Origin of the sequence: Shewanella marisflavi (genome assembly GCF_023283925.1) — a bacterium.
GTDB lineage: Bacteria > Pseudomonadota > Gammaproteobacteria > Enterobacterales > Shewanellaceae > Shewanella > Shewanella marisflavi.
Window position 1 is genome coordinate 491,883 of sequence record NZ_JAKIKX010000002.1, and the last position, 25,639, is coordinate 517,521.

General features: G+C 48.7%; 18 protein-coding genes and 1 CRISPR repeat array (1 of these 19 running past the window's edge). Of the genes, 2 read left to right on the top strand and 16 right to left on the bottom strand.

Annotated features, from left to right (window positions below):
- Positions 1-28: 28 nt before the first annotated feature.
- From L2712_RS06990 to L2712_RS07050, 13 genes are all read right to left on the bottom strand, one after another.
- Positions 29-1,333 carry an inosine/guanosine kinase gene (locus tag L2712_RS06990; RefSeq protein ID WP_248977317.1) on the bottom strand — a complete coding sequence of 435 codons (1,305 nt, stop codon included), beginning with the start codon at positions 1,331-1,333 and terminating at the stop codon, positions 29-31.
- 200 nt (positions 1,334-1,533) lie between these two features.
- Positions 1,534-2,547, bottom strand: coding sequence for a ferrochelatase (hemH, locus tag L2712_RS06995; RefSeq protein ID WP_248977318.1), 1,014 nt, complete (start codon positions 2,545-2,547; stop codon positions 1,534-1,536).
- Positions 2,548-2,684: 137 nt separating this feature from the next.
- A complete protein-coding gene (gene adk, locus L2712_RS07000) occupies positions 2,685-3,329 on the bottom strand; it encodes an adenylate kinase (protein WP_033539229.1) in 645 nt (214 codons plus the stop codon).
- Between the two features lie 196 nt (positions 3,330-3,525).
- Entirely contained in the window at positions 3,526-4,365 is an 840-nt protein-coding gene (locus L2712_RS07005) for a co-chaperone YbbN (RefSeq protein WP_248977319.1), read from the bottom strand.
- 171 nt (positions 4,366-4,536) lie between these two features.
- A complete protein-coding gene (gene htpG, locus L2712_RS07010; protein ID WP_248977320.1) occupies positions 4,537-6,456 on the bottom strand; it encodes a molecular chaperone HtpG in 1,920 nt (639 codons plus the stop codon).
- A 155-nt stretch (positions 6,457-6,611) separates the two neighbouring features.
- Positions 6,612-7,211: a recombination mediator RecR gene (gene recR, locus L2712_RS07015; protein WP_248977321.1), complete on the bottom strand. Its 600-nt coding sequence runs from the start codon at positions 7,209-7,211 to the stop codon at positions 6,612-6,614.
- A 2-nt stretch (positions 7,212-7,213) separates the two neighbouring features.
- Positions 7,214-7,543: a YbaB/EbfC family nucleoid-associated protein gene (locus L2712_RS07020; protein WP_033539225.1), complete on the bottom strand. Its 330-nt coding sequence runs from the start codon at positions 7,541-7,543 to the stop codon at positions 7,214-7,216.
- Between the two features lie 128 nt (positions 7,544-7,671).
- Positions 7,672-10,722 (bottom strand): DNA polymerase III subunit gamma/tau, encoded by a 3,051-nt coding sequence (gene dnaX / locus L2712_RS07025; protein ID WP_248977322.1) that lies wholly within the window; start codon positions 10,720-10,722, stop codon positions 7,672-7,674.
- A 332-nt stretch (positions 10,723-11,054) separates the two neighbouring features.
- A complete protein-coding gene (apt, locus tag L2712_RS07030; protein WP_033539223.1) occupies positions 11,055-11,609 on the bottom strand; it encodes an adenine phosphoribosyltransferase in 555 nt (184 codons plus the stop codon).
- Between the two features lie 147 nt (positions 11,610-11,756).
- On the bottom strand, positions 11,757-12,125 hold the full coding sequence (locus L2712_RS07035) for a YbaN family protein (RefSeq protein ID WP_033539222.1): 369 nt from the start codon (positions 12,123-12,125) through the stop codon (positions 11,757-11,759).
- Positions 12,126-12,412: 287 nt separating this feature from the next.
- On the bottom strand, positions 12,413-13,156 hold the full coding sequence (locus tag L2712_RS07040; RefSeq protein ID WP_248977323.1) for an HvfC family RiPP maturation protein: 744 nt from the start codon (positions 13,154-13,156) through the stop codon (positions 12,413-12,415).
- A complete protein-coding gene (locus L2712_RS07045) occupies positions 13,157-13,993 on the bottom strand; it encodes an HvfB family MNIO-type RiPP peptide maturase (RefSeq protein WP_248977324.1) in 837 nt (278 codons plus the stop codon).
- 106 nt (positions 13,994-14,099) lie between these two features.
- On the bottom strand, positions 14,100-14,540 hold the full coding sequence (locus L2712_RS07050; RefSeq protein WP_248977325.1) for an HvfA family oxazolone/thioamide-modified RiPP metallophore: 441 nt from the start codon (positions 14,538-14,540) through the stop codon (positions 14,100-14,102).
- A gap of 324 nt (positions 14,541-14,864) precedes the next feature.
- Here L2712_RS07050 and dusC point away from each other — a divergent pair, with 324 nt between their 5' ends.
- Together dusC and L2712_RS07060 are read left to right on the top strand one after the other, a co-directional pair.
- Positions 14,865-15,794, top strand: a complete 930-nt coding sequence (dusC, locus tag L2712_RS07055) for a tRNA dihydrouridine(16) synthase DusC (protein WP_248977326.1) — start codon at positions 14,865-14,867, stop codon at positions 15,792-15,794.
- A gap of 174 nt (positions 15,795-15,968) precedes the next feature.
- Positions 15,969-16,325, top strand: a complete 357-nt coding sequence (locus L2712_RS07060; RefSeq protein WP_033539217.1) for a TraR/DksA family transcriptional regulator — start codon at positions 15,969-15,971, stop codon at positions 16,323-16,325.
- 116 nt (positions 16,326-16,441) lie between these two features.
- On the opposite strand, the gene L2712_RS07065 is transcribed toward L2712_RS07060, so the two are convergent.
- The 3 genes from L2712_RS07065 to rluB all read right to left on the bottom strand — a co-directional run bounded on the left by L2712_RS07065 (position 16,442) and on the right by rluB (position 21,678).
- A complete protein-coding gene (locus L2712_RS07065) occupies positions 16,442-19,060 on the bottom strand; it encodes a TonB-dependent receptor (protein ID WP_248977327.1) in 2,619 nt (872 codons plus the stop codon).
- Between the two features lie 682 nt (positions 19,061-19,742).
- The gene (locus L2712_RS07070) at positions 19,743-20,678 is read right to left on the bottom strand and encodes an exo-alpha-sialidase (RefSeq protein ID WP_248977328.1); all 936 of its coding nucleotides are present in this window, start codon (positions 20,676-20,678) and stop codon (positions 19,743-19,745) included.
- A gap of 133 nt (positions 20,679-20,811) precedes the next feature.
- Positions 20,812-21,678, bottom strand: a complete 867-nt coding sequence (gene rluB / locus L2712_RS07075) for a 23S rRNA pseudouridine(2605) synthase RluB (RefSeq protein ID WP_088904441.1) — start codon at positions 21,676-21,678, stop codon at positions 20,812-20,814.
- Between the two features lie 294 nt (positions 21,679-21,972).
- A CRISPR array of direct repeats spans positions 21,973-25,639; the repeat unit is 28 nt; unit sequence TTTCTAAGCTGCCTGTGCGGCAGTGAAC (it continues 198 nt past the right edge of the window).

Genomic DNA, 25,639 nt, shown 5'->3' on the forward strand with positions numbered 1-25,639 from the left:
TTTAATCAGTGCTGATTAAAACGCTAACTTATCTTTCCCAGTAAGCTTCTTCTAGGCTATCTTCACGCTCAGGCAGACCGCGAGATAACCTAGGGCTATGCTGAGCCAACACCTCATAAGCCACGCGATTCGCGTACTTACAAATTTGCGAGAAAGAGGAGTAACACAAGCCATCACGTTTATGTTTGCTCGAACCGGGTACATTCGCCTTGTGATATGTATTAGAGGCAAGATCGTGCAATAAGGCAGCCAAGGCACCATCGCCAGCGCCATTAGTGTTGCGAATGATCTCTGGCCCGCCCATATAAGGAGAGATATGCGCAAACACCTTGATTGGCGTCTGACAATCACTCTTTAACTTAGGCCGGGAAAACTCATAACGATTGAATTCAGGTATCGCACCTGGTAGCAGTGTATGGCTGGTTTCACGCTTTTCTGAATCTTCGGTATAACCTGCAGTATAAAGTCCCAGTGGTCCGGCAGTACTCAGCACCATATCACACCACTCAAGCGCCGCATTGCTAGCACTTAGCGGGTCTCTAAAACCTGTCAGGGCTTCGCCTTCATCTTCGTTCATCGCCAATATGGTGACATTGTCTTTGATAAACTCTATCCACCACTTAGGATCTTCCTCGATCAAAAAGCGTGTGCCTAAGGTCAACACCACAGGAACATCCGCCGCCTTGGCATACTCAATTGCTTTCATCGCCGCATCGGTGATCTTATCGCCACCGCTGGCGCGCATCAGGTACGCGGTTAAAACCAATGCAGACGATGACTGCACAATCTCTTGATCGATATATTCAGGCGTGAGCTTATCCATCGAGCCCTTACTGATAGCGAAAGTGCGCTCGCCGCACTCTGAAATCAGCGTAAAACAACGGCCAATAGGCCCATCAACCGGTTGTAGATAGTTGAGATCCACCTTAGAAGAGGTGTTGCACAGATAACGATAGGCATAGCTGCCGACTTCTATATGATTGCTCATCACGCCAAACAGCACTGAGCGGTCATCTGCTAATATCGAGTAGTTGTGCACTGTATTACCTATGGTGCCGCCAGCAAATTCATCGCTGATCAGATCAGAGGCTTTAAGCTCGTTGTAGAGCTGATGTGCTTTCTCGTCATCGATCAGTGTGGAATTGCCCTTAGGCAAGGCATAACGGCTTAGTAGTTCATCGCCAACCTTCGCCTCTATATCGACCAACGTCTGGTCTATCCCACTGATGTGAGTGGAAACATGCTGTGGCTGCAGCGTTAACTGAGCCATTAATGGATCACGATTCTTAACTGGAAAGTAATGTTTCGACTTACGCTGACCAGGAAATTTCATACAGAACTCACTCTTATCGCATCCATGCAAAATCAAATTCGCATAAACAGCACGCTAGACCCCCTTAGCGCACTGCTTACCATGCCGCGTTGATTGAACAAATTGACGCGGGCACCATCGCCTTTAAAAATCGGCGGCAGATCGTACCATATAAAATAGCATTGGGCAGTGATTTATGCCTTTCTATTCCGCATCACTGCTTAAGATTTAAGCCAACCAGCCACCTGTTCGGCAACCAACTCCGCAAGCAGGTGAATATGAGCCTTATCATCGTTCAAACAGGGGATAAAATGATAAGCCTTGCCGCCTGCCTCCATAAAGCTCTCTTTACCCCCTATCGATATCTCTTCCAGGGTTTCGAGACAATCCACTGCAAACGCGGGGCAGAGAATATCAACCCGCTTCACACCTTGCTCAGGCAAGCTTTCCAGCAATGTATCGGTGGCAGGCGTCAACCACTCCTCCTTGCCAAACTTAGACTGAAAACAGAGGCGCCACTGGGATGCAGATAAACCTAATGCCTCGGCTAGCAGTTCGGCGGTTTGCTGGCATTGCGCCTGATAGGGATCGCCCTCAGTCACGTAGCGCAGCGGAACCCCATGAAAGGACATTAACAGACAATCACCCTGCCCGTTAGCTTGCCAATGACGACGCACCGAATCGGCCAGCGCCGTTATATAAGCGGGATGTTGATAGTATTCTTTACTAAAACGGGTTTCTGGATAGTTACGTCTACCCTTGTAGTCGCTGGCAATCGCATCAAACACAGGCGCTACCGTCGAGCAGGAATATTGGGGATACAGGGGCAATACCACAAGGCGTTCAACCCCCTTGGCCAGCAAGTTATCAATACCAGCTGACAGCGAAGGATTGCCATAACTCATGCCCAACTCAACTGGGATATCAACCCCGTGTCTTACGCTTAGCAGCTCACTCAAGGCGCTACGCTGACGCTCGCTGATCACCATCAAGGGTGAGCCTTCAGGCCACCAGATAGACTCATATAGCTTAGCTACCGCCTTGGGACGGGTATTGAGAATAATGCCATTGAGTATCGGTTTCCAGATCCAGGGATTCAGATCGACCACACGAGGGTCGCTAAGAAACTGTTTTAAGAACTGCTTAACATCTTTAGGGGTTGGTGTATCGGGCGTGCCGAGGTTAACCAACAAGACACCAAGCTTAGCGGGAGATAAGTTGTCGACGTTGTTCAAGAGTGACTCTGCTCATATTCGTCTGGCAAGGATAGCGATAGGCTAGCATCGGGCCTACCATAAAAAAAGCCCACCTAGGTGGGCTTTTTTAAATATGAGAAGCAGTTCATAAAGTGCTTAAGTTTAAAGCGCTTAAATTACCCAATCGTCTTAACGATTGCAGCACTTACATCACCAACACTTTGAGTACCGTCGAACTTGTTGTAGGTCAGCTTGCCCTGGGCAGCCACTTTACCGTAATACTCAACCAGCGGCTTAGTCTGCTCATGGTAGATCCCCAGACGCTTACGCACTGTGCTCTCTTCGTCATCAGGACGAATAGCCAGATCTTCACCCGTCACATCATCTTTACCTTCCACTTTTGGTGGGTTGTAAACGATATGATAAACACGACCTGAACCAGGATGTACACGACGTCCGCTCATGCGCTTAACGATCTCTTCGTCAGGCACATCGATTTCAATGACATGATCGATCTCGATGCCGCTAGCCGCCATCGCATCGGCCTGTGGAATAGTACGGGGGAAACCATCGAGTAGGAAACCTTTAGCACAATCATCTTGTGCGACGCGCTCTTTGACCAAGCCAATAATCAGCTCATCAGAAACCAGCTGTCCTGCATCCATCACTTTCTTTGCTTCTAATCCAAGAGGCGTACCCGCTTTAACGGCTGCACGGAGCATATCGCCCGTAGAAATTTGTGGCACACCGTATTTTTCCATGATGAATTGGGCTTGAGTACCTTTACCGGCACCAGGGGCACCTAATAGCATAATGCGCATCTGAGAGTCCTCTTATTTCGCATAGATTTGATTATTAGTTTTATCATTGGGCGGCGATCTTCGCATAAAAGACCGCCCATTTGAAGGGCTGTAGCGCCAGTTTTAATTCGACTTTAGGCTGATACCACACAATCCACTGCGGCAAATTTAAATGCCAGCATGAACAACTGCGCCATCAGCCTAATGACATCCCTGCTTAATAGAGCAAGGTGTATAATTTGCGACGATATTGATTAGCCAGCGTATGTCCTTGACCTAAAGCGGTAAGGATCTCCATATAAAGTTGCTTGATCTCGCCTTGCTCCGCCTGCAGATCGGTTTTCAATACCTGATAGAGCTTCTCGAGCGCCTCCTCGTCCCGTTTCGCCCCATGCAGTGCCTTAGCAAGTAACAAGAGCTTGGTATAATCGGCAGGGTTTTGCTCAACGTCTTCCAACAGGTTTCTGATCTCTGGAGTATCGGCGGCGTCCAGCGCCAAAGAGAGTTTCGCCTTAAGGCTCTGATAGTAAGCGTCTTGATCTGCAAGGCCTATACCATCGAGCAGCACCTTAGCCTGGTTAATTTCAGAGGTCGACAGTAATGCATCGGCATACACCAGCGACACCTCAGCCGTCTGGCACTCCTGATAAGCTTGCTTTATTAGCGGTAAGGCTCCTTCAGCATCGCCCTCGGCCAGTTGCACCTTGGCCTGATTTAAAGCGATTTGCCAGGCTTTTGGTAGATGCTGGTCAAGCAGCGCCTCAACTTGCGGCGCCTCTTGCATGCCGGCAAATCCATCTACAGGTTTCCCCTCTTTTAATACCAGGGTTGTCGGTAGGCTCTGGATCTGGAAATAGTTAGCAATCTCCATCTCCTGGTCGCAATTCACCTTAGCTAATACGAAACGCCCCTGCGCAGCGATTTGAGTTAGCATTTGCACAAGTTGCTGACTTTCAGGACTCTGCTGACTCCAGAAAGTCAACACAACGACTTGCTGCATCGACGCATCGACCACTTGCTGAATGTTTTCTTTGGTTAAATCCAATACTGAATCCATAATGTCTCTTTTTTGCGAGTGTCTCTCTATGTGAGAGCATCTCTTTATCCGAAAGAGACTCTTTATCTGAGAGACTCTTTATCTCAGAGAACAGTGTCTCTGGTGGTGAATATAGATAAGTAGATAGCATAAGAGGCAGTCAAACTGCCTCTTACACACTCTAGCTTAGGATTATTTTACACCCGATAACAACATCTTGTTCATCAATTTAATGAAGGCTGACGGATCGGCCAGGCTACCCTTTTCAGACAATTGCGCCTGCTGTAGAAGCAACTCGGCCCACTGACCAAACACCTCTTCATCCTGCTCACTGTCTAAACGCTTCACCAGAGGATGCTCAGGGTTAAGTTCAAATACTGGCTTACTTTCTGGCACGGCTTGCCCTGCGGCCTGCATCAGCTTGATCATCTGAGATGACATTTCACCGGCGCCGGCAACCACACAGGCTGGTGTATCGGTCAAACGACTGGTGACCTTAACCTCGGCTACCTTATCACCCAGCACCTCTTTAACGCGCTTCACTAAGCCTTCAGACTCGCTTTCCAACTTCTCTTGTGCCTCTTTCTCGGCAGCATCTTCGAGGTCGCCAAGTTCAAGGTCACCACGGGTCACTGAGTGCAACTGCTTGCCATCGAATTCGGTGAGGTGGTTAATTAACCACTCGTCGATACGCTCAGACATTAAGAGCACTTCGATGCCTTTCTTACGCAGCAGTTCAAGGTGAGGGCTGTTCACCGCCGCCTCATGGCTGTCGGCTACGATATAGTAGATCTTGCTCTGCCCTTCCTTCATACGCTCAACATAGTCACTTAGTGACACTGTATGAGCCGCCTCATTGGTGTGAGTCGAGGCGAAGCGCAGCAGGCCGGCAATCTTCTCCTTGTTGGCAAAATCTTCTGCCGGGCCTTCTTTTAATACCTGACCAAACTCTGCCCAGAAGCTTTGATACTTCTCAGGGTCGTTCTTGGCCAGTTTTTCCAGCATGCCCAGTACACGCTTAGTTACAGCGGTGCGCAGCGCAGTAGTGATCTTGTTATCTTGTAAGATCTCACGTGACACGTTAAGTGGCAGATCGTTTGAGTCGATAAGTCCCTGCACGAAACGCAGGTAACTCGGCATGAACTGCTCAGCATCATCCATCACGAATACGCGCTGCACGAACAACTTCAACCCATGTTTACGGTCACGGTTCCACAGATCCCAAGGCGCCTTTGAAGGAATGTATAACAGGCTAGTGTATTCCTGCTTACCCTCGACGCGGTTGTGACTCCACAGCAGAGGATCAGCAAAATCATGGGAGATATGCTTATAAAACTCCTGATACTCTTCGTCTGTAATGTCGCTCTTGTTGCGAGTCCACAGGGCGGTAGCTTTGTTCATCGCCTGCCAGTGACCTTCGGTAGCAGGAATGGCTTCACCGCCCTCCTCTGTCGCTTCCTGGGCAGGTGTACCTTCTTGCCACATCTCTACCGGTACCGAGATATGATCTGAGTATTTAGTGATGATAGAGCGCAGACGGTAATCGTTGGCAAACTCTTTCTCTTCTTCACGAAGATGCAAGATGATCTCTGTGCCGCGGCTCTCTTTAACAATGTTTTCGACAGTGAATTCGCCTTCACCCGCCGACTCCCACTGCACAGCCTCATCGGCAGCATGTCCGGCGGCGCGAGTGCGTACGGTAACCTTATCAGCCACGATGAAGGCCGAGTAGAAGCCCACACCAAACTGACCAATCAGCTGTGAGTCTTTAGACTCATCGCCAGAGAGGTTCTTGAAAAATTCCGCCGTACCCGACTTGGCGATGGTACCCAGATGCTCGATCACGCCATCACGGGTCATACCGATACCATTATCTTCAATGGTCACAGTGCCTTTTTCACTGTCGGCACTGACACGGACTCTCAGCTCGCCGTCGCCTTCATAAAGCTCATCTTTGGTAAGAGCCTCATAGCGAAGTTTATCGGCCGCATCGGCGGCGTTAGAGACCAATTCACGCAAGAAAATCTCTTTATTGGAGTATAAAGAGTGGATCATCAAATTTAGTAGTTGTTTGACTTCTGTTTGAAAGCCATGGGTTTCTTGGTGTGACATGGATGTTTCCTTCTCTATTTCACAAAAACGCTTATGGCTTAAGAGATGGGGCTGTATTTTTGCTTTTCAAGCCAAAAATTGACAATCAGGTTTATTTGCTCAAAAAAAATCCAGTTCACAAGGAACTGGATTTCTATTGCTGAGCTTAACGACCCTTATAACGGAATGCGGCCATTAAAGGAGAGCGCCAGCGTGGTGCTGTCGACATATTCCAGCTCACCCCCAACCGGTACGCCATGAGCAATACGGCTCACTTTGATCTCATGTTGTTTCGCCATATCGGCGATAAAGTGCGCCGTGGCGTCCCCTTCGACCGTTGGGTTAGTCGCCAAAATAAGCTCACTTACCTCACCTGTGGCCAAATGAGTTTCAAGCAGACTCAGCCCCAGCTCATCAGGCCCTACACCATCGAGTGGCGACAGATGCCCAAGCAGCACAAAATAACGGCCAGAAAAGTGGCCACCGGCTTCGATAGCCAGTACGTCCGCAGGCGTCTCCACCACACAGATAAGATCTGAATTGCCACGACGACTGCTGGCGCAGATGGGACAAAGAGCCTCTTCGGTGAAAGTACGGCAGCTGCTGCAGTGTCCCACATCACTCATGGCACTCGACAGCGACTGGGCAAGCTTGTGCCCCGCCTTACGATCACGTTCTAACAGCTGAAACGCCATGCGCTGTGCCGACTTGGGGCCAACCCCAGGCAGACAGCGCAGCGACTGGATCAACTCATCAACCAGGGGACTGAATTTCATCGTTAGAAAGGCATCTTCATGCCTGGTGGCAGTTGCATGCCGCCAGTCACTTCTGCCATTTTCTCTTTTTGACTCTCTTCGACACGTCTCGCCGCATCGTTACAGGCCGCTGCAATCAAATCTTCCAGCATCTCTTTATCATCTTCGAGCAGGCTTGGGTCAATATCGACCTTACGTACGCTGTGAGAGCCTGTCATAGTGACTTTAACAAGACCAGCACCGGCTTCACCAGTCACTTCCATGCGCGCAATCTCTTCTTGCACCTTGGCCATCTTGTCTTGCATCATCTGGGCCTGTTTCATCAGGTTGCCCATACCGCCTTTTCCAAACATATCGAGTTCTCTTCAATATTAAAAAAACTGGCTAATCTTACTGAATTAGCACCAATAAGCAATCAAAGCTGATCACCAATCTCAAAACTTATGACTTAGCTAGCCCTGTCAGCCCATACGACTCAGTGTTATGACTCATCTGACGACACAAAGTTCGATTTATTGATAAGGGCTATCGTCTGGCCCCTTTTACCCAAAAGCTCTGGCAGGTAGCTCAGGCTATCGGGATCGAGTTCCGCTTGCATCATCTGAGTCAGCCACTGAATATTTTCATCCTGCAATAACCCCTGCTGGGCCTGTTGCAACAGTTCCTGATGAAAACGCTGACGGATCTCAAGCGGCGTCTCACGATTTGCCTCTACCCCAACACTAAACTCAATCTGACAACTGTCACCCAGCGCTTTAGCCAGCGCCTCTTCCAACTGCGCGATGGCACCAGGGGCGGCCAGATGTTTCTGGTTAGGTTTAAGTACCAGCGGCAGTGGTTCACTAAATTGCAAACACACGGCATTGACAGCCAATTGCCTGACCCGGCCACCGATATCCAGCGCCGACATCAAACGATACCATTTAAGATCCGTGTCATGCCCTTGGATCTCCCCCTGCACAGTGGCGCTCAAATGCGGTGAGGCTGTTGCGCTCAAAGACGAAGAGGCTGTGGCACTCGTCGCTGTATTGAGCGGCTCAGCGGCGGTTTCATTCTCAACGGCAGTTTCATTCTCAACGACAGTCGGCGCCTCAGCACTAAGTTCAGGACTCGGCTTTATGCTTGGCGCATTCTTATCAATATGAAGACCAGTATGAGAGTCACTATGAGGGCCAGTATGAGAGTCACTCAGCTCATTAGCAGTGTGACTTGGCTGGGCAGGCGATTCCCAGGGAGGCCTGTCTTCATCTGGCACCTGCGCATCTTGAACTGAAGCGTCACTGCCCTGCGCTCGGGCCTGTGCCATATCCGCAGCGTTTGAAGCAGAGGTCTGAGCATTTACCTCGCTCTGCGCCAGGGCGTTATTCCTAGCTTGCGCATCAACTTGGCCCTCGACATCACCAGGCAAGTGATCATCACCCTGTGCATTATCATCGCTTGCATTCTCAGTGCTTGAATTATCAGTGCTTGCATTTTCATCGCATGCATCAGCCTGGCTAGGTCGTTTTGGCGGCACATAAGGCTGAGCGCCAGCTTGGCTTTTAGAACCTAGTAGCGGCTTTTTTGAGGCACTCTCCTTGGCCAAATCTGCCTCCGCTTCTGCTTCTAAGTCGCTTAGCAGATGCTGACGCGCATTTAAGACCGCATCGAGCAGATCATCTTCAAGCACACTTGGCTCAGAAGACGCCGCCTTTTCTGCTTGAGGCTGCTGACGCTCGCCTTGGCTTTGGCCGCTTTCTGGGTTGTGTGCGCCAGCTTGGCTTTGCACTTGATGTTCAGCAGGCGTCTTAGCCGCATTCACCTCCCCCTGTTGATAGGCAAGGTAAGCTTCATAATCGCTAGGGTCGCTCGCATCTTCATCATCGCTGTCGATAAAGAAGTCTGGTTCGAAACTTGCCGCCATCTCTTCGGGCATAGCGCCTGCGTTAACATCGCTTGCAACCGGGGAGCTCGGTGATGAAACCGGATCGACATCGCTGACTTCAGGCTTAATAGCGGCCTGTTCCTCAGTCTGCGCTTTACTCTTAGCTTCGCGCTCTAGCGCCATACCCTGACTCTGAGCCTGGCTTAAAATCAGATTTTGCTCAGCAAATAAGGCCTGAGTCTGCTCTTCATCATCAATACTCTCATGCGCTGATTCGGCATCAGCAACTGGCATGACATCAGGGGCTGGAATCACATCTGATTCAGGTGCTGGTTCAGACGCTTGTTCTGGCGTAAGTTCAGGCGTTAGTTCAAGTGTGGTGTTGGGAGCTGACGTCGCGGGCGACGCTGTAGTCGGGCTTAGGCTCTCTGCATCGGTTTTTTTTTCACTGTCAATGCCACTAACCGCCACCTGTTTTGGCACAGACGCTGCAGGTGCAGCCTGATTAGGCTTATCAACGGCCTTAGTGCTCACCTCTGGCAGCAGGATCTCGCTACCCGCATCATTTTGCCAACGCTGCACCGGCGCCTCGGGCACAAAGGCCACGGCACGTAGCAGCGCCATCTCAAGACCCGATTTTGGATCCGGCGCATGGGGCAGATCTTTACGCCCGCTGAGTAGCAACTGATAGTAGAGCTGCACCTGCTCTGGCCTTAGCTGCTTGGCAAAGGCCTTGATCTGCTCGGCATATTGAGACAACTGAGCAGCACTTGGGGCGAACTGGGTCAAGGTGATCTGATGTAGTAGCTCAAGCAGGCTACGCAGCACCTCGAAAGGGTCGGCGCCATAAGACAGTACTTCTGCGGTCACATTAAGCAGATTATCGACATCGCCATCACAAAGGGCCTTAAGCAGAACGATCACATGATGCTCATCTATGGTGCCAAGCATGGTTTGCACCTGCCCTAGCTGCACCTGGCCTGCGCCAAAGGCTATCGCCTGATCCGTCAAACTCAGGGCATCACGCATACTGCCGTTTGCCGCCTTGGCGAGCAATTTCACTGCGCCATCGTCATAGGCGACCTGCTCCTGGCCCAAGATGTGACCAAGTTGCAGACAGATCTCATCTAGCGTCAGACTCTTAAGGTTAAACTGCAGGCAGCGGGAGAGAACCGTTACAGGCAGACGCTGGGGATCAGTAGTCGCCAGTAAGAATTTCACATGCTCTGGCGGCTCTTCGAGCGTCTTTAACAGGGCATTGAAACTGCTGCGAGACAGCATATGCACTTCGTCGATCAGATAGACCTTAAAGCGGCCACGACTGGGGCGATACTGCACGTTGTCCAGTAACTCGCGGGTATCATCAACTTTAGTGCGCGACGCCGCGTCCACCTCGATAAGATCCACAAAACGTCCCTGAGCGATCTCAACGCAACTAGCGCATTGACCACAGGGGGATGCGGTGATCCCTTGCTCACAATTGAGTCCCTTGGCAAACAACCTGGCCAAACTGGTTTTACCTACCCCTCGGGTACCGGTAAACAGATAGGCATGATGTAAACGGTTTTGAGTTAAGGCATTGGTCAAGGCATGCAGCACATGTGACTGGCCGACGACTTGCTCAAATGTTGCAGGGCGCCACTTTCTGGCTAACACCTGATATGACATGGAACTCCCCAAGGTTGGCATCTAACAATGACGAAGCGCGCTTCATTAATCAGCAAACAATAACACGGTGCAGACCATCTCGCTAGCAAGCTAAGCGCTTAGCGGGACTAAATTTATCTTTGTGATGCTAGCTTGCAGCATCTTTAACCTATCCTGGCTTTTCACCCGTCATTTTCGTTAAAAAATCGGCTAACCTTGTCATCGTTTACCATCTTCACAGGCATTTAATACCAAGGCAAAAATTGGTTTGTGCGCGGCTCATAGGCGTGGCCCAGATAGTAAAATGCCACGGCTAAGCCACGGCATTATTAGGCAAAGGTAAGATAAGCGCGTTACTCGCCTTCAAACTCGCACAATGTCATTAGGGCAAGATCCATCTCGGCTAAGCGCTGCTCACCGCCAAGCTCTGGCAAAGAGATCACAAACGCTGCATGGTTTACCTCGCCACCTAACTGACGGATCAGTTTAACGGTCGCCTCAATGGTACCACCCGTTGCCAGCAGATCATCGACCACCAGCACCTTATCACCCGGCTTAATCGCGTCGATATGGATCTCGAGCATGTCATGACCATATTCAAGCTCATAGCTTTCAGAGATAGTCTCGCGCGGTAACTTGCCCGGCTTACGTACCGGCACAAATCCAACCCCAAGCTCTAACGCCAAAGGCGCACCAAAGAGGAAGCCTCGAGCTTCGGTACCCACCACCTTAGTAAAGCCAAGATCCTTGTATCGCTCAACAAACAGGGCAATCGTCGCCTGATAGGCTTCAGGGTTTTCCATTAAACTGGTCACATCGCGAAACATGATCCCTGGCTTCGGATAATCTGGAATTGTCTTAATGCTCTGCTTGATCAAGGCTAACTTGTCTGTATTCATTACTACCATCTTTTTCGATTAAGCCCTTATAAAAGGACAAACTGGCCATAAGGCCAGTTTTGACTAGAATTTTCGGCTAAAGCTTAAGCTCCTTTGGTATGGGTTGCAACAGCGAATGTCACAAAGCTTAACCAAACTCACCACGCACGAACCGGATCAATCATCTAATTCAGGGATTTGACGAAGGTAAAGTAACAGGCCACTCAACATCGCCAGCAGCATCACCTTTACCCATAGCAGTGGCACCAGAAATATACTCAGACTAAAACTCAAACAGGTGGCGATATAGGCCTTACGTTTTAACCCTCGGCGAATGGCGCGCTCTGTATGCCAGTTTTGCAGCGCATCGGCAAACCAGGGATGGGTCATCAACCAATTATGTAGACGTTCGCTGGAACGGGCAAAACAAAAGGCCGCCAACAAGATAAAGGGAACCGTTGGTAATAGGGGAACGGCGATACCCAGCAGACCGAGTAACAGGCTGCTAAGACCGACGATTAAGTAAAAGCCCCGTTTGATAACCATTAATTCCTCGCATAAAAAAACCACTCAAAAATGAGTGGTTAGTATACCTGAGTTAGCGTTTTAGGCTATAGCAGGTTCAGGTGCTTCAACCATGATAGGGTGGCTGGCAGCGTAGGCAACATCAGTACCAGCAAGAAACCAAGAAAATAAACAAAATTAAACGGGTCTTTAAACGGCTGACTCATACTTTCCTCACTCATGATTGACAACTTTTATTGATCTAGATCAATTTTCGCGGCCATTATAGTGACAAGCCTGTATGATAGAAAGCCCTAATTGCACAAAATTTACCTAGCAGCAACCACTATGCCCCGCTGCGCCATATCGACAAGCAGTTGCCTGCAACCTTCGATGATCTGTGCCTTTGGCATTTGAGCATAAAGCTGTGACAACCAGTCACACAAGGCATCAAACTTTATCCCATCCTGTTGATCGATATAGGCAAGTACCTGAGCCGTCAACGGATTAAGCTGCAGAAAACTCACCTCATCTTGTTTATCACGATAAAGGCAAAAAAAGTTAGGCTGCTCGCTTGGCGCTGTGGGTTGATACTCAGCGCTAATGCGCTGCACCTCGAAATGATATTGAGCCACTCTGGCAGAAAGGCTTAGTCCCAGAGGCGAGATTGACAGCTGTTCAGCGCTGAGACTTTGACGGGTTAAATCATCGGGCGCCGTCGCGACCACCAGCTCCAGCCATTCATAATGGGCCAACTCCAGCATAAATGGCGGGTCTTGATCACCCGGCTGATATTCATCTTGTAGAAACAGCAGAAACTCCTGGGCTATCTCGATAAAAATCGGTGTCTGGCAATCATGACGAACAAAAAACTGCTGCACCAGCTCTCGCCAATCCTCCTCATCATACAAGGAGCTCAGCACGGGAAAACCATTGGTCACAAAGCCTTTAATATTATTAAAAAACAGCTCTCGATAGATCCCCATGCGTCTCGCGTCTGTCCCGGGTGGCAAAGATGAGGTCGGCTGCTTGATATAGTCGATAAACGACTCTTGTATACGGGTAAAACTCATCTAGGCACTCCGATGGCTGGGCTGCAAAATATCGGTCTGATACTCATGTATCTTGTTGATCTCTTCGAGCAACTCAGAGGTGGGAGGAATATTAAAATCTCGCTCAAGCAAAGTCGGAAACACACCATGGGTTTGATAGCAGAGCTGCAATAGGTGCCACACAGGATCGATCACCTCACTACCATGGGTATCCACTTTCAGATCTTCTGCCTCATCGAAATGACCAGCGATATGCAGATAAGCGATACGCTCTGTGGGCATGGCTTTTAAGAAAGCTTCGGCATCATAGCGATGGTTAATCGAATTCACATAGATGTTATTCACATCCAGCAGCAACTTACAGTCGGCCTCTTCGAGCACGGCATTAACAAACTCACACTCGCTCATCTCGCTGCCTGGCGCCGCATAAAAGGAGACATTTTCAAGAATAAGGGGACGCTCCAGGATCGCCTCGACCTGTTTAACTCGCCTGGCCACATGAAGGGCGGCCTCATAGGTAAAAGGAATTGGCATCAAGTCGTAAAGGTGACCCTTACCCGAACAGTAACTTAAATGCTCCGAATAGATATCAATACCGTGAAGATCGAGAAACGCCTTCACTTGCTTGACGAAACTGATATCCAGCGGCTCAGGACCGCCAATAGATAAAGAGAGCCCGTGACAGAAAAAATTGTGCCTTTCGGTTAGCTGCCTAAACTGGCGGCCAAACTTTCCCCCAAGTGTCATCCAGTTTTCCGGCGCTACCTCAAAAAAATCAATCTCACTCGGTACCTTGTGGCAAAACTCATTTAGCATCTCGCGGCGCAGGCCAAGACCTACCTTAGCTTGTGTCATCATCACTTCACCTCTAGTGATTAAATTCGCTCGTTTCCCGGGGGGATAAACTAATTAGGCCAGTCTGCACTGGCCTAATCTGATTTGGTGATAATAGCCTCAAGACCTATTACTTGTTACCACCACATTTGCCTTCTTTGGCCTTCTTCATGCCCTCACCACACTTACCTTCTTTGGCTTTCATCTCTTCGCCACACTTACCCTCTTTTTGGGCTTTCATCTGCGCGCCACATTTACCTTCACCACATTTACCTTCTTTGGCGCCTTTCTTCATGGCTTCGCCGCATTTGCCTTCACCACACTTACCTTCGCCACATTTGCCCTCTTTCATCGCCTTTTTCTGAGCACCACATTTACCCTCTTTAGCGCTCTTCTTCATGTTCTCGCCACACTTGCCTTCACCGCATTTACCTTCACCGTCGACGATCTGGTAACCAGCTTGCATTTCACTATAGCCAAACGGATTAGCCTGAGCCTGCGCTGCAAAGGCGCTGCCAACGAAAACCGTTCCTAACGCTACAGCAACAGCAGTATTCTTAACAAATTTCATAATCTCTTCCTTTGTTGATCTATTTATATGCAATGGTTTGCCAACACCTATCTGCTGCTGGCTCGGATAATATGACCCGTCACCTTGAACTTTTATTTCAAAAAACTTATCAGGCATCACATTTATGACTCAAAATATATGATAGCGCAAGCATCTAGAAAGTGATCATCGCGTGATCTGGGGCTTATAGAGTGGCGCTCATACACAAATTTTGTAACTCGTCAGGCCATGACGTAGAATAAGCGCCCTTTTACTTGGGGCCTGGACTTTCCTACCGCCCTAACCCACGGGCACTAGCCCCTTTTTGATGAGAAGCCGATAACCATGCGTGTCATACTAGCCCCAATGGAAGGCGTTGCCGACGCCCCTATGCGAGCCCTGCTAACCAGCGTTGGCGGCTATGATATGGTGATCAGCGAATTTATACGGGTCGTCGATCAATTGCTACCCGAGAAGGTCTTTTACCGACTCTGCGCCGAGTTGAAAAATCAATGCCAAACGGCCTCAGGCACCCCGGTCAGATTGCAACTACTTGGACAAGAACCCAACTGGATGGCAGAAAATGCAGTTCGCGCCGTCGAGCTTGGCTCTCGCGGCGTCGATCTTAACTATGGCTGCCCCGCACCTATGGTTAATCGCAGTAAAGGCGGCGCCGCCCTGCTGAAGGAGCCTGAAACCATCTACCGTGTCACCCAAGCCGTCAGACAAGCAGTACCCAGTGATAAGCCGGTTTCTGCCAAGATCCGCCTTGGTTGGACCGATAAGAGCCGCTGCACAGAGATTGCCCAGGCCATCGAAGCCGCCGGCGCCACAGAGCTCACGGTGCATGCCCGCACTAAAGAGGAAGCTTACCGGCCTCCCGCCCACTGGGAGTATATCGCCCAGATCAAAGCGGCAACTAAGCTCCCTATCATCGCCAATGGCGAGATCTGGGGACGGGAAGATTACCTCAACTGTCAAAGCGCCAGTGGTTGTGATGATGTAATGCTGGGACGTGGTGCCCTCACCGTGCCCAACTTGGCCCATGTGGTAAAAGGCAATCAAACCCCCATGGCCTGGTCAGAGGTTAAAACCCTGCTGTTGCAATACTCGGATTTTGAAATCGTCAGCGAGAAAGAGAAATATTATCCCGCTCGTATCAAGCAATGGCTTAGGTTTATTGCCCGCCATTACCCAGAGGGCGAAACCCTATTTCGTGAACTTAGGGTGCTTAAAGACACCGCCAGTATACTGTCGTTACTCAAGCAGGCTTAGTCACCTAGCATAACGCTGAGCCAATTGCTGTCATAAATTGCATAGAGACTGGTCTGATCATTTAAGTGCCGGATCGGAATCAGCATAAATATCACTGACTTTTGATCTCAGTCATAGCCAAGACGCCCAAGCGGTTTAGACTGATTACTAAGAATATCAACTAGGCAATGATTTGTGAGCAGATCCCATATCAGACATGAACTGTCGATGCTTGAAGCGAGTCTCAGGAAAGAGTTAGGTGCACTGCTGGCATTACATCAAATAACAGTCGACACCCAGCATCTTTCGCTGACCGCGCTAATCGATGAGATGACGGCGTCCAAATTGGCCGATGAACCGTTATTTATCAAACTTACCCAACTCGATGCGGCCTTGTGCCAGCTGGATCTTGGCCTGTACGGTCTATGCGCCGACTGTGAGGCAGATATCGAAAGCGATAGACTCAACGCGAATCCACTCGAGCAGCGCTGTACCCAGTGCGCCGCCGATTACGCCCACGAGCACAGGCACGAGCTAAGACTGACCCACTAGTCACTTAACTCATCAGCAGCCGCAAACTTCGGTTTTTTTTAACTTCATAGACATAAAAAAAGCCTCCTGATTCAGGAGGCTTTTGTCGTTAAGTCACAGGGAGAGATGATTAACGATTAGAACTTCTGAGTGTAAGATGCTGTGTAAGTACGACCGTAGAGGTTATACAGCGCAGAATCATAAGCTAAGTTAGAATCCAGTACTGGATCTTCGTCAGTTAAGTTACGAACACCTACCGCGAACTTACCATTCCACGGCGCAGAATAGTTATAGCTCAGGTCAAAGGTCGTTTGAGAAGGTAGGCTACCAATCTCTTCGAACGTAGTAGGATCTGTGGTTTCAGCTTGACCAGCAATATGTTGAGTCAGCAGTGATACACCATGATCGCCATAGCTCCAATCGATCACCCAAGTGAAACGATAGTCAGGTAAGCCGTTGCGACCCACCATGTTGTTCACAGGACCGTCAAAGTACTCTTCATCTTCATAAGCCAGTACATAAGTAAGGTCGAAGCTTGTACCAAAATCACCGACTGCAGTTTCCATTGGCGCTAAGGTCAAGTTGAAATCAATACCTGAAGTATCGAAACCGTTACCATTCACAAGTGGTGTCGTTGCCTCAAGGATCTTACCGTCTGGGCTATCACCTGCACGGATGATTTCACCTCGAGACAGATTGCCGTAACCCACTTTGGCTTCTTCTCTTAGCAATGAATCCAAGGATACGAAGGTGATGACATCGTCAATTGACAAGCTGTAATACTCAACTTTAGTACTTAAGCTGTCTGTGATATTCCAGATAAGACCTACGTTGTAGAAATCTGAAGTCTCAGCACCAAGATCATCGTTTGCAGTACGAGTCACGTCATACTGGGTCGAACGACAATCTGATGGCGCAGTGCCTTGCAGTTCACAGTAACGGTAATCTGTGGCGTAATCAGCACTGAATGAGTCTGCCGCGTACAGATCCGATAGTGCAGGTGCTCTGAAACCCTGGCCCCAAGAAGCACGAACAACTAGGTTATCTAACGCTTGGTAACGTAACGCAACTTTAGGCGTTGTCGCTGTACCAAAGTCAGAATAGTCATCGTAACGGAAAGCAAGATTCAGTTCTAAATCATCGGTAACAGGCAAAATAGACTCACCAAATACCGCGAACACATCACGCTCGCCGCCTGAACCATTACCTGAAGAACCAATCACTTCACCAGCAGCAGACTCAGCATCAACCTTTGAGTTGTACTTGTACTGCATAAATTCAGTACCAAAGTACCAACCAATCAGTCCACCTGATAACTCTAAGGCTTCGAAGTTAACACCAGCGTTAACGCTATGGAACTCCATGATATCTTGAGCTAGCGTGTCGTGCGAAATAGAGGCTACAACATCAGCGCTGTTACCTTCAGGACCGAAGTTAAACTCACCGCTCTTCACTAAGGCTTCTACCGTTGGACGGTGAACATAGCCAGTACCATAGTTGCTGTTTTCAGCTAGGTTATAGTGATAAGTGAAATCCCAACCAAATTGGTCGTGCTCACCCACTAGGCCGACTTGAATATCAGTGCTGTAATCGATTGTGGTAGAGTCACGAGTACCCACATCGGTGAAACGGTAGTAGACACGGCCCGCGTTTTCATTCTTAGTGGTATCGATATAGTTACCATCTGCATCATAGTTCTGAACGTCTAGCTGACCCGCATCAACGTTGAACCAACCTGCAGCTGGCGCGTAACGACCAAAGGTTTCGTTACGGCTGAAGAGACCTTGACCTTCGAAGCGAATTTCATCAGAGATCTCATAGTCAGCAGTAACATAACCGGCTGTATATTTACGAGCAGCGTGGTCAGCAGCTTCAGACGTATAGTCATAACCACAGATAAAGTCACCATCACCATAGTCATAAACATGACCGCCACCAACCATCTTTTCGTTATCACAAGCAGCCATAGGCTTAAACTGGAATGTGGTCATATCCAGGAAGTTACGTGCATAAGCAGAAACACCTGTGGTGTCCGAATACTTATCGGCTAACACGTTAGTAGAGCTTGAGAACCAACGATCACGTTGATAAATAATCTCACGATTTTGGTGTTCAAATGAGAATGTCAAACTACCTTTGTCGCTCGTGGTACCACCAACAACATGAGCTTTCCATTCATCACCACCCGGCTGTGAAGGATTCGTGCCTGTGGCAGAAACTTCTAATCCTTCAAAACCTTTTTTCAAGATGATGTTTACCACACCAGCAACAGCGTCTGAACCGTAAACGGCAGAAGCACCATCTGTAAGTACTTCGATACGCTCAATTGCTGCAGTAGGAATAGTATTCAGGTTTACTGCGGTACCACCCATGGTAGGTGAACCAGGCATACGCTTACCGTTTAGCAACACTAGGGTACGGTCGGCACCAGCACCACGAAGTGAGATATTAGCCTGACTCTGCCAAGTACTTCCTGATGACTCAGAGAAAGAACCAAAAGTGTTTAGGTTACTACGACGCAATACGTCAGCAACTGACATTTCGCCAGTTTTCTCAATATCTGCCGCGCTAATTGTTGTAACTGGAGAAGAACCTTCCATGTCGGTTCTTTTAATACGTGAGCCAGTTACTTCGATGCGTTCAACTTTATCGCTTTGCTCTTCAGCAATAGTAACGCCGGTAAAAGCAATGCTCGATGTCGCGGCGGCTAATAAGCCTACGCGAACCGCTTTTGCTGTTAAGGTCAAAGAGTTCATATGTTTCCCTCACAATAATGAAACTTAGAAATTAAATCCCAATTATCGAATCATTTTTTATTTTTAAAATAAGAAGTACGTCCTTCGGTAAAGATATTGTGAAAAAACATGAAACAAGTCAACGGCATTAACATTAAAACAACGACAATGATAATAATTGATACAAAACACAGGTTTAACCGCAAACAAAAACCAGCAAAATCAAAATACAAGTATCTGTATTTTATGTAATTTCTATAAATGACACCTATGTAAAAAAATATAAACCACCAAATTGATATACATGTTACAAGTTAATACACCTGTTTATTAAACGTTTTAAATATTAACAAGAGATCAAATAAATATAAAAACAAAACACAAATGCAACAATGTAAATCTGTGCAATGAATAACAAAGTCGTAAGCGGTAACATCTTTAACAACCTGATTTATCAAAACGCATTAAAGATCGTCTTTCAGTAGCCAGAAAAATTCCAAAAAAAGACGAATTAATAGACTGATGAACGATTAAAAAAAAGGGAAAAATAAGAAGGTCATGTGAATAATCTTTGGCCAAGTTTCGTTTAACTTGGCTAAAGATTTATGTTTATTACAGGGCTAATTTCTACGGCTAATTTTCTAGAGTCACTTTTACAGAGCTACTTTTTCAGAGTCACTTTTCCAGAGCTATTTTTACAGAGTTACTTATCCAGAGTTACTTTTTGCAAAGTTACTTTAGCAAAATAGATGGCACATTTTCCCTCATGGGAAGAATAATAACTGAGCCAGAGTTGTTCCTGTACTAAGACAATACCGGCATAACTCGTGTCTCCGCCAGACGGCAAGACTAACTTTTCAGTGATCTGTCCAGTCTGTAGATCAATACTCACTACAGAAGTACGTACCCGTCCATCGTATAGCCGAACGACCGCATAATGCTGACCCTGATAGATAAAGCTTACCGGCCCACCGATTCGGCAATTGGTAACTTGCCACTGCCATTGAGTATAGGGAGGATGCGAGATACCCAGCAAAGCCCGCTCATCGGTCTGCCATAATGGGTCTCGTCTCAGCAGGCAAATTGCTCTGTTTTGGGCATCAAAAACCAGTCCAGACTCATTCACATAGCCAGCTTGGCTTAAACGTGGCACGAGAGGACGAAACTCGGTATCGCCTTGGCTCGTGTACAAGGCCACATAACCATCATGTTCGTGGGGATAGTAGCAAATGCCATAAAATTTCCCCTCATGAGAGGTTACCCGCCATAACCATTCTTTCTCTTTAGCCACCATGGTAGGTGCAGACCAATCTACGGCGTCGAGCGATTGCCAACAATATGAGCGCATACCTGAACCTTGCTCTGGATGGAGCGCTGCGCCGCTAAATAGATAAAGGCCATCCGGCGCAGCGAGTAATTTACCATCCCTGAGATCGGCAAAATCTAATTGAATAAGCGCCACACTGTGCCATTGTGTCCCACCATCCTCAGAACAGAGAATACGTAATGCGCCATCAGGCGAAACGTGGGCACTGGCTTCCCTGAATACGCAATAGAGCTTATCGCGATAGAGCACAAGATCGGTAAAGGCATTGTGAGCCGACTTATCCCATATCTTGGTGACTGAGCATAATTTCATCTTGCTCTCCCTGTAGGTAATAAGCTTCATCATGGCTGACTGTGACAGATGACTCAAGCTTGTGGCCTAAGCAACACTAAGAACAAGGCATAAAAAAAGCCGCACAAGGCGGCTTTTAGAACTAAATAGTGTTTTAGCTACGTTGACGGGGCGTTTTGCCCGCCGTGGTCTTGTGCTTACGAACGGCGCGGCGGATCTTAGCGCTCTTCACCTTGGCACGGGCCACACTGTGCTTGTCGGTACCTAGCAAAGTACGGGTTTCTTCTTCTAGACCAGCCAATTTACGCAGATAGTTCACCTGCTCAATTGGCAGCTCTACCCAACCGCCACGAGGCAGTGACTTAGGCAGATCGATCATGCCGTAGCGAATACGAATAAGACGACTCACCTGCACTTCCTGGGATTCCCACAAGCGGCGAACCTCACGATTACGCCCTTCGGCTAGCGACACATGCCACCACTTGTTCATCCCCTCGCCGCCGGCAGGCTTCACCTTATCAAAATGGGCTGGGCCATCTTCTAAGGTCACGCCGGTACGTAAACGCTGAATACAGGCGTCGGTCACCTCACCAAAGGTACGCACCGCATATTCACGCTCAACCTCATGGGAAGGGTGCATCAAACGGTTCGCCAGCTCACCATCAGAGGTGAACAGCAACAAGCCTGAGGTGTTGATATCCAATCGTCCAACCGCCACCCAGCGCGAATCACGGGTCTTAGGTAAGCGATCGAACACTGTTGGACGCCCTTCAGGATCTTTACGACTACAGATCTCCCCTTCGGGCTTATGGTAGGCGATCACACGGCAAACCAAATCATCCTCAGACTTAATCGATACAGCACGGCCGTCGATACGCACCTTGGCATCGGCCTCGATACGATCGCCAAGCTTGGCAATTTCACCGTCTATACTAACTCGACCTGCAGCAATCCATGCCTCCATCTCACGACGGGAGCCATGGCCTGCACGGGCCAAGACTTTCTGCAATTTTTCACTCATTAGTAGACTCTTTAAAGGATTCGCATTTTAAAACAAGACCTTAAAGAGTCTTATTTCTGCATATTCTGTGTTCGTGTACACGACTATGTACACAATTTCAAAAGTGACCTAATTATACGTGGTAAGTTGCGTACAAGCAAAGAGACAACAAAATACACTTCAATAAACTTCTTAAAAATTAAAGTGCCTACTCGGCAGTGAACAACTATTGCCAACGAAGCTTCCCTCTATGCCTTTTCTAGCAGCCTCAGCAGCAGTGAACACATGCTTAAGGCGCTGGGCTATCTGATGAAATTTCTAAGCTGCCTGTGCGGCAGTGAACGGTTCCTTGGCTTGTTCGGATCATGCGTAAATTTTCTAAGCTGCCTGTGCGGCAGTTAACAACTAAGTGTATCAAGCTTTTCTTCTGTATGTTTTCTAAGCTGCCTGTGCGGCAGTGAACTAAGCAGTGTAGCAAAAGAGCTGCATTCTATTTTTCTAAGCTGCCTGTGCGGCAGTGAACACGTGGTGCAGCTGCAAAAGCTGTCTGAGAAATTTCTAAGCTGCCTGTGCGGCAGTGAACATTAAAGCGTGGCTTTTCTCGGCGGCCTTGGCTTTCTAAGCTGCCTGTGTGGCAGTGAACAATCCGTATTGTAGCCTTTTTCGCCTCAATAATTTCTAAGCTGCCTGTGTGGCAGTAAACATCTGCTCTTCGGTAAGATGTGAAGCTTTGATTTTCTAAGCTGCCTGTGTGGCAGTGAACTTTTTTGAACACCTCTGGCATCGTTTCTTGAATTTCTAAGCTGCCTGTGTGGCAGTGAACTCTTCTCTGAGGATTGCTACCCCGTCCCGTAATTTCTAAGCTGCCTGTGTGGCAGTGAACCTAAGGAGGTTGCTGCTGCGTTCAACGCTGCTTTTCTAAGCTGCCTGTGTGGCAGTGAACACAAAGGTATCGGTAAGCCAACCCCGCCAGACTTTCTAAGCTGCCTGTGTGGCAGTGAACGTGTTAACAAGGTTTTTGTTGGCCATGTGTTTCTAAGCTGCCTGTGCGGCAGTGAACAGTGCTGATAACAGTATCTACATACTCAGCATTTTCTAAGCTGCCTGTGCGGCAGTGAACGTCACCCTCTTTTTTAGGTGCTGGGTTCGTCATTTCTAAGCTGCCTGTGCGGCAGTGAACTTTTCGATCAGCGCGTCCAACTCAGCCTTTAGTTTCTAAGCTGCCTGTGCGGCAGTGAACGCAACGACAAGCTAATTAATGAGTGGCCGTTTTTTCTAAGCTGCCTGTGCGGCAGTGAACGAAGTGGTTATGTTTGCAGTGCCGTTGAAGCTTTTCTAAGCTGCCTGTGCGGCAGTGAACGATAAGTGACCTTCTGCCGTTACTAAGAGATATTTCTAAGCTGCCTGTGCGGCAGTGAACATAGCTGACATATTACTGTTCCTTCTTAGCTATTTCTAAGCTGCCCGTGCGGCAGTGAACGTATGTGCGCCCTTTGTCGCTAACTATCGTTATTTCTAAGCTGCCTGTGCGGCAGTGAACAAATATAACTAAAACTTGCTCTTCAGGTAAATTTTCTAAGCTGCCTGTGCGGCAGTGAACCAACAATGGGTGATAAGAAGCTAGAAGGTCGATTTCTAAGCTGCCTGTGCGGCAGTGAACAATTATCGGCAACGTATGGAGCGATGGCTTTTTTTCTAAGCTGCCTGTGCGGCAGTGAACTGAAATCTGAACTGCCGACACGCCCCGCACCATTTCTAAGCTGCCTGTGCGGCAGTGAACGAATTACGTAACCGAGGCATCAACCAATATTTTTTCTAAGCTGCCTGTGCGGCAGTGAACACCTTCTGTGTCAACGTAGAACACGCTAAGGATTTCTAAGCTGCCTGTGCGGCAGTGAACAGATCAGCCGTCCTGGGAAGATGCGCCGAAGTTTTCTAAGCTGCCTGTGCGGCAGTGAACATCGGCGTGGCCATGGGTGGTAGCTACTACATTTTCTAAGCTGCCTGTGCGGCAGTGAACGCGTCAATCATGAAATCAATCTCTTCACGAATTTTCTAAGCTGCCTGTGCGGCAGTGAACCAGTTGAACTACAACGGCGCCATGTGGTGCAATTTCTAAGCTGCCTGTGCGGCAGTGAACGACAGTGTGCGGGTGGCCACGCCGAGAGTTCGTTTCTAAGCTGCCTGTGCGGCAGTGAACAACTATCCGAGGCGATTGCCTATGTTGAGGATTTTCTAAGCTGCCTGTGCGGCAGTGAACAAACCGCAAGTGCAGCCTCGGCAACTGCAACGTTTCTAAGCTGCCTGTGCGGCAGTGAACACAGGGTGTTTGAAGTTGCGCGAACGGTTCATTTTCTAAGCTGCCTGTGCGGCAGTGAACAAGCATGGTCAGATGTTAGCGCGTGGGCGGGCTTTCTAAGCTGCCTGTGCGGCAGTGAACGGGAGGAAGTTACTTACGCTTAATCGCGAAGCTTTCTAAGCTGCCTGTGCGGCAGTGAACAAAGAGCTTGGGGACTGCCTTTGGATGCTTGCTTTCTAAGCTGCCTGTGCGGCAGTGAACAAGGTTGTCGAGAGCGCAATCGATCACGTAAATTTCTAAGCTGCCTGTGCGGCAGTGAACTTACAGCGGCCCTGGCTAAATACAACTATGTATTTCTAAGCTGCCTGTGCGGCAGTGAACTAAGACCGATTGATTCAATAACCACGCTAGTATTTCTAAGCTGCCTGTGCGGCAGTGAACATTGGATAGCTCATCCTCAGCAGCTCTCAGGCTTTCTAAGCTGCCTGTGCGGCAGTGAACAGTAGTTGTATGCCAAGGAATAGATGTTTTATTTTCTAAGCTGCCTGTGCGGCAGTGAACAGCTTTTATGCTCTTGTGATGGCATTTGTCATTTTCTAAGCTGCCTGTGCGGCAGTGAACGTTTAGCGGCGGCGGTGGGTCTGCCTCGTGAGTTTCTAAGCTGCCTGTGCGGCAGTGAACATGGTGGTGACACAAGAGCAGCCATAAACATATTTCTAAGCTGCCTGTGCGGCAGTGAACAATTTGGTGATGCTGGCCGCGATGCCTTTGAATTTCTAAGCTGCCTGTGCGGCAGTGAACAATGTGTCAACCCTTTATGGTGATTTTATGGCTTTCTAAGCTGCCTGTGCGGCAGTGAACACTGCCCTAACTGCAAGATGGATCAGCGTAGCTTTCTAAGCTGCCTGTGCGGCAGTGAACAAACACTCACCATAGGCGCTTTGTTCCTTGGCTTTCTAAGCTGCCTGTGCGGCAGTGAACTGGCGGCAAACACGTTTATCGGCCCCCTGTCTTTTCTAAGCTGCCTGTGCGGCAGTGAACATGTGCATCGTATTGCTATTGGTAAGCTTTGATTTCTAAGCTGCCTGTGCGGCAGTGAACAAAGTTCGTTTGCATTTCGCTTGCCGAGTGATTTTCTAAGCTGCCTGTGCGGCAGTGAACGATAAAGCTGCCGTCATCATCGGCGATTATCTTTTCTAAGCTGCCTGTGCGGCAGTGAACAGCAATTACAGCTGCCACTTGCACTTGTGCATTTTCTAAGCTGCCTGTGCGGCAGTGAACGATAGATCAGACGGTACCGTCCAGGTGATTGTTTTCTAAGCTGCCTGTGCGGCAGTGAACTCAACCACGGTGATCGAGGTTAGCGGACTCAATTTCTAAGCTGCCTGTGCGGCAGTGAACATAAAGCAAACTTACACATGGAATTTTTACAATTTCTAAGCTGCCTGTGCGGCAGTGAACGAAAACAAAACCCATGTAGAAGACCTCCGAGATTTCTAAGCTGCCTGTGCGGCAGTGAACGCGATTGGGACGGTCAAAGTAAACCCTGTGCCTTTCTAAGCTGCCTGTGCGGCAGTGAACATCGGGCACGTTCTTGCTTCGCGTAATAGTCTTTTCTAAGCTGCCTGTGCGGCAGTGAACCGTTCCTGATCCTGGCCTACGGTTTGCGCATCTTTCTAAGCT